This is a genomic window from Flavobacterium sp. (assembly GCF_036515215.1).
Lineage (GTDB): Bacteria > Bacteroidota > Bacteroidia > Flavobacteriales > Flavobacteriaceae > Flavobacterium.
Genome location: NZ_DATBVQ010000185.1, coordinates 1 through 4654, shown reverse-complemented (window position 1 = coordinate 4654; position 4654 = coordinate 1). Strand labels below are relative to the sequence as shown.

The following is a 4654-nucleotide window of genomic DNA, read 5'->3' as shown; positions in this document are numbered from 1 at the left end:
AGCTTCCGTAGACAAAAAAATCAGCCTCTTTAACCACTTTAGTACTTAATTGGGACGCTTCTATTTTGTCCCAGGCAGCGGGGTAACTGATGTCATAGGAGGCATTGCCTTTTTCGTTCAGAATCACGTTTACGACGCCTGTTCCGTAATTTTCTTTCACTTGAATGGTATTCGTTTTCACTCCTACTCCATTCAAATAGTTCACTAATTTTTCTCCATTAGCATCGTTCCCCACGGCACTTACCATCGAGATATCTCCACCTAATGAGTTTAATCTTGAAGCAACATTCAATGGGGCTCCCCCAATTTTTTTGTGTTCAAGAAAAACATCAAAAAGAATCTCACCAAAACATACGCCTTTTAGTCTTTTTTCCATTTTGTCTTTTATTTATTTTCTTATTAAATTAATTGGGTTGCGTTACATTGTACCACTTTGCTACCATTTCCTTCATGAAGATCAGACTCCCTTTAGCGAGTTCTTCCGAACTGTATTTTGAAGGTCTCCATAAGGATGTTGGGCCGACTAGGGCGGCAATTTCAGACGAAAAATTCTCGAGGACCAACGGTCCTTGGTAATCAATCTCGCCCAAGGCCTTGAAAAAATCGTTCCAGTGTACATTTCCTTCGCCCGTCATTCCGCGATCGCTTTCGGTGATATGAATGTGTTTTAATCGCTCGCCCGCCGCGATAATGGGATCGTAGAAATTCCTTTCCTCGATGTTCATGTGAAAAGTATCCAGATGCAAGCCTATATTGTTTGTACTGATCTCTTCAATCATTTGCAACACTTCATGGGCAGCCGTAAACACATAGCTTTCGTATCTGTTGATCGGTTCGATGCCTAGGGTTACGTTTTGCTTTTTGGCGTAAGCCGCCAATTCAGTAAACACCTGACGAACAATTAATTTTTCGTCAGCAGTACATTGTTTTCCTGTAAACGTCCCGATGGCAGAGTGCAAAACACCACCCAAAAAATCACCATTCATCTCCCCTACTTTATCAATTGCTTTTGTGATAAGTGCGAGAGCATTTTCAGGATATAAAGGAATATGGCATGCTGCAGGCAAGTTTAATGACAAACGCCCTTGAATTTCATATTGATTCAGTTGTCTTTTGGTTCCTTTGGCATCAAAATCCAATGAAGCGGGCAAGCTGATTTCGAGCATGTCAAAACCATATTCGGCCGTTTTTTGTATGGCAAAACTTCCCCCTTCGGCTGTCCATCCAGGTATGAATGATAAAATACTAGTTCCGAAAATTGGCATATTCGTATATTTTTAAATTACTTTTTTCTTTTCCAAATTAAAACAACCACCATTCCGTTTTCACACCTATATAAGAACCCCATTGTTTTTGGTTCACTTGCAAAAAGGAGGAGTAATTATTGTCTCGGGCAAAATCATTATATCTGGCAACGGTATAAACCAGACGGATATGGGGACGGCTCCAAGGATCACGTTGTGCTAAAGGCACGATGGTGGGCGCCAAAGAAAATTTCCACATGCTTGCTTCTGGATTATCACCATCTTTTCTAACGGCATAATGCAATTCCTGAAGAATGTGAAACCAATCAGTCACATAGTAAAAATTACGCATTCCCACTACGAAGTCGGTTTTCTGATTGAATAATTCGGTCCCGTCAAAATAAGTGTCTTTATTACTGCTGCCAGATCCACCTTTACTTCTTGTGAAAACTCCATAACCGTTGATACTAAATTTCTTGGACACATTTAATAAAAAGTGCTCTACCATTGTAAAGGAGTAAGCACTATTGTATCTCCCTTGTGCATCTGGAGCACCGTAAGTAGCCCAGGTAAAGCTGTTTCCGTTATCGCCACCATTAGCGATTCCGGAGCCGTAACGTGCGGAAATTTGATTAAAAGACCCAGGCATATCCGTTTTAAACGGACTGTTGTATTTGATTCCCGCAACCCATCCATTGTCTGCAGGATATTTGATACTAGCTTCATCCGAATTAGCTGAGACATGGTGAAACTCCCCTAGAAGTTTAATCGTATTGTTGTTTTTCAGCTTAAAACTGTGCTCTCCAATCCAAACCATTCTTTGACGAATAGCCGAATTTGTCGCTCCCGCTACAGTTACTTCATAATTATAAGGAAAGATAGATCCTGTATTTGAAGAAGCGGGCATTAACATTGTCAGTTCTGTATTTTTATGGCTTACACCAAATCCTTGCGAGGAATGGTCGTCAAAATAAAAATAATCGCTTATGTGAATATCGTCATAACGACGGAAACGAGAGCCAGCCCAGGCAGACCATCTGCTTCCCATGATGTTTGTCGCTTCAACATAAGCTTCGGGAAGGATAAAAGTCAATCCGTTATCCGTACGCGAACTTGCATTTCCTATAAACTGCCCATTGTTTGAGTACATTCCCAAACGCATTTGGAATGTTATATTAGTACTGTCTTTATCTAATATTTTTGGCGAAAAGTGAAAAGCCGGTAATATATCGATATAATCAATTTGTTCCATTCGACCACCCAAAGACCCTTGCCCAGAAAGGTTTAAGGGTCTCCATTGGTTCCCTTCCCCATTTGGCGAAAGCCCCACTCCAATCCTACCTGTAGTTCCCATAGAAAAATTAGAATTGGTTATGACCACCTGTGCCATGGAAAACATAGTGGAGAATAATAGTAATAAAAGGGTAATTGTTTTTTTCATGATCTGTGGTTTGTTTTGGTCTTTGGCTTATGGATGCTTTTTAGATTTCGGTTGTTTTCTAGTTTTACTAAATCGTAATAGTGTTATATTAATTATTAAACGTCAAAATGACTATTGTTTTTCAAAAGTATATTTTTTTTACAACATAATCCAAAAAACATTAATTATTTTTTTGATATTTATAAAAATATCTGATTTTATATGTATATTTCCTATGTTCATAACAAACTTTATCAGCATAGCCCATAAACGTAACAACAACGTTTGTTTTTACAAATATGGATGTACATTGTGATTTAAATTCCTAAATAAATCCCTAAATTTGTTTCCTGAGTATTTTTAATTTTATCAAAAAACATACAAACCTTTTTATTTTTTTCCTATGCAAGCTCAAATAATTCCAAATTTATCTGTTGACTGTGTCGTTTTTGGTTTTGATTTTAATACTAAATCATTAAACGTGTTACTTATTCAACGTTACTTGCCCTCTACCGACAATGGGAAACCGTTAGTGGATGATTATGTGTTAACGGGGTACCACGTTTTAGAAAATGAAAATATTGACGAAACCGCCTCAAGAGTTTTAAAAGAATTAACCGGACTTGATAATTTATATAAGAAACAGTTTAAAGTTTTTGGAAATCCCAACCGTTTGATGAACGAGAAGGACCGCATTTGGGCTAAAAGTGAAAATTTCAACGAAAGAACGATCACTATTGCTTATTACTTTTTATTGCAGACGCACGAAGTTAATCTGGAGAACAGCCAGCACAAAGCGCAGTGGTTTCCTGTCAATAATTTACCTGCGCTTGGGTTTGATCACAGGGCTATTATTACCGAAGCTTATTCAGATTTAAAAGAGAAATCGATGTACAAACCGATTGTTTTTGAGTTGTTACCTGATAAATTCACGATCAAGGAACTACAGGACACCTATGAGTCCGTATTAGGTATTGAAATTGATAATCGCAATTTTAGAAGAAAGCTGATAACCAAAAAATTCATCGTTAAGCTAGATGAAAAACAGGTCGGAATATCAAAGAAACCGTCGCATCTCTTTATGTTCAGTAAGGACATTTATCAAAAAGTATACAAAGAAAACTATTTGATAAATATTTAAAAACTCCTTTTTTTAGCGGGATTTATATTTCAAGAATTGACTTCTTTAGGGCTAATTTTTTACCTTCGCCAAAAAAATAAAAACGCACTTCAATACTGATGACTAAAACCAAATATTTCAAACTGATCTTGATTTTGGGATCTCTGACGGCACTAGGACCTTTTTCTATAGACATGTATTTGCCGGGTTTTGCGGGAATTGCAAAGGACTTAAATACGACTGTTGCCAATGTGGCCATGACGTTGTCCAGCTATTTCATCGGAATTTCTGCGGGGCAATTGCTGTACGGGCCACTACTGGACCGTTACGGCAGGAAAAGACCGCTGTTCATTGGTTTGCTTGTATACATACTGGCTTCTTTGGGATGCGTTTTTGTGAAAGATATCGACACGTTTATCGGATTGCGTTTTATCCAGGCCGTGGGAAGCTGTGCCGCCACGGTGGCTTCGGTTTCTATGGTTCGTGATTTGTTTCCCGTACGCGATATCCCCAAGGTGTTCTCTTTGTTGATGCTGGTTGTAGGTCTATCGCCAATGCTGGCACCTACAGTTGGAGGATACGTCACGGATGCTTACGGATGGCATATCGTTTTCTTGATTTTGATGTTTATTGGGATCCTAATTCTGTTTGCCGCACAATTTGGATTACCGAACAGCTATACCCCTGACAGATCTATTTCATTAAAGCCCAAACCTATACTTTTGAATTTTGCCGGTGTTCTAAAAGAACCGCAATTTTATACGTATGCCTTTACCGGTGCCATCGCCTTTTCGGGATTGTTCACATATGTGGCGGCTTCACCCATACTATTTATGGATATCTTTAAGGTAGATGCCAAAACATACGGTT

Annotated in this window: 5 protein-coding genes; 2 read left to right on the top strand and 3 right to left on the bottom strand. The window is 38.6% G+C overall.

The window, feature by feature from the left end; all coding sequences use genetic code 11:
• The 3 genes from VIH09_RS12770 to VIH09_RS12760 all read right to left on the bottom strand — a co-directional run.
• Nucleotides 1-376, bottom strand: a 376-nt coding sequence (locus VIH09_RS12770; RefSeq protein WP_331581597.1) for a PfkB family carbohydrate kinase, incomplete at its 3' end; no start/stop codon positions are given.
• Nucleotides 377-404: 28 nt separating this feature from the next.
• A complete protein-coding gene (locus VIH09_RS12765; protein WP_331581595.1) occupies nt 405-1265 on the bottom strand; it encodes a sugar phosphate isomerase/epimerase family protein in 861 nt (286 codons plus the stop codon).
• Nucleotides 1266-1302: 37 nt separating this feature from the next.
• Nucleotides 1303-2685, bottom strand: coding sequence for a carbohydrate porin (locus VIH09_RS12760; protein ID WP_331581593.1), 1383 nt, complete (start codon nt 2683-2685; stop codon nt 1303-1305).
• A 382-nt stretch (nt 2686-3067) separates the two neighbouring features.
• Between VIH09_RS12760 and VIH09_RS12755 the strand changes: the two genes are divergently transcribed.
• A complete protein-coding gene (locus tag VIH09_RS12755) occupies nt 3068-3805 on the top strand; it encodes an NUDIX hydrolase (RefSeq protein ID WP_331581591.1) in 738 nt (245 codons plus the stop codon).
• 98 nt (nt 3806-3903) lie between these two features.
• The coding region (locus tag VIH09_RS12750; protein ID WP_331581589.1) for a multidrug effflux MFS transporter at nt 3904-4654 on the top strand (751 nt) is incomplete at its 3' end.